The organism is Peptoclostridium sp. AF21-18 (assembly GCF_003478825.1).
In the GTDB taxonomy this organism is placed as follows: domain Bacteria; phylum Bacillota; class Clostridia; order Peptostreptococcales; family Peptostreptococcaceae; genus Peptacetobacter.
On sequence record NZ_QUGE01000052.1, the window covers coordinates 1 to 1,278 of the forward strand.

Annotated in this window: 1 protein-coding gene; it reads left to right on the forward strand. The window is 29.3% G+C overall.

Features of this window, described 5'->3' with window-relative positions; genetic code table 11:
* Positions 1-403 precede the first annotated feature (403 nt).
* Positions 404-1,278 (forward strand): RNA-guided endonuclease InsQ/TnpB family protein (locus tag DWX74_RS10890; RefSeq protein ID WP_147382065.1); only part of this gene is annotated, 875 nt, incomplete at its 3' end.

Sequence of the window (1,278 nt, forward strand, 5' to 3'; positions counted from 1 at the left end):
TATGAATGTGAAGAAATTCGGAAACAACAGTTGAGATGATATATGGCGAGAGCCTAAGTATTGTTACAATGGATCTTTGGTCGCCAAGCCTAGAAATAGGAAGGTCAAACGACTATCCCGCAAGGGAGTACACTACAAGCTATTGGTAGTGGAAATGGGTTGCCCTAAACAGGTAATGCTGTAGGTGAAGAAATAGTCTACGCTCGTATCTGAAAAGTCGAGGTCATTAGCGTGAGCGAAATGGCATCATACAAGTAGCGTTGTATGGTAAATAATAAAATCTATAAAACTGAATAAATTACTTATAAAAAATTATAAAATTTTTTCAAAAACTTGTATAAAAGAAATATTTACCGTCTATGATAATAGTAAAAAGAAATATTATTAGAAAGGCGGTGAGTATATGGAAAAAGGATTTAAAGTTCAAATATTTCCTAACAAAGAACAAAAGGAATTGATGTTTAAAAGCTTTGGATGTGCAAGATTTGCATATAACTGGGCATTGGCTAAGGAAAAGGAAAACTATGAAAAAGGTGGAAAATTTATTTCTGATATGGATTTAAGGAAAGAATTTACACAGTTGAAAAAGAAAGAAGAATTTAAGTGGCTTAACGAAATAAACAACAATGTTACAAAACAAGCCATAAAAGATTTATGCAAAGCATATAAAAAATTCTTCAAGAAAAAAGCTAAACATCCAAGATTTAAGAGTAAAAAGAAATCAAAGAAAAGTTTCTATAATGATGTGTATAGAATAAAGTTTGATGATTATAAAGTTAGAATTGCTTCTATAGGTTGGATGGATATGGCAGAGAATAGAATTCCTAGAAATTGTAAATATGTAAATCCAAAAGTATCATTTGATGGAATTAAGTTTTGGTTGAGTATTACTTGTATCATAGAAGATGAAGAAAATAATCTTCCAAAGACAGAACCTATAGGAATTGATATGGGAATAAAAACATTGATGACTTGTTCAAATGGTATGAATTTTAATAGAGTTAGTACTAAAAAGGAAAAGAAGAAATTGAAAAGACTTCAGAAAAAAGCGAGTAGACATTATGACAAGATGATGAAAACCAAATCATCTGATAAATCTAAAAATCTACTAAAACTTGAAACTTTAATTCTTAAACAACATCAAAGAATATCAAATGTAAGACTTAATAATATTCATCAAGCGACTACAAAACTTGTAAAACTAAATCCAAAAGCTATAGTAGTTGAAGATTTAAACGTACAAGGTATGATGAAAAACAAGCATTTATCAGAAAAAAT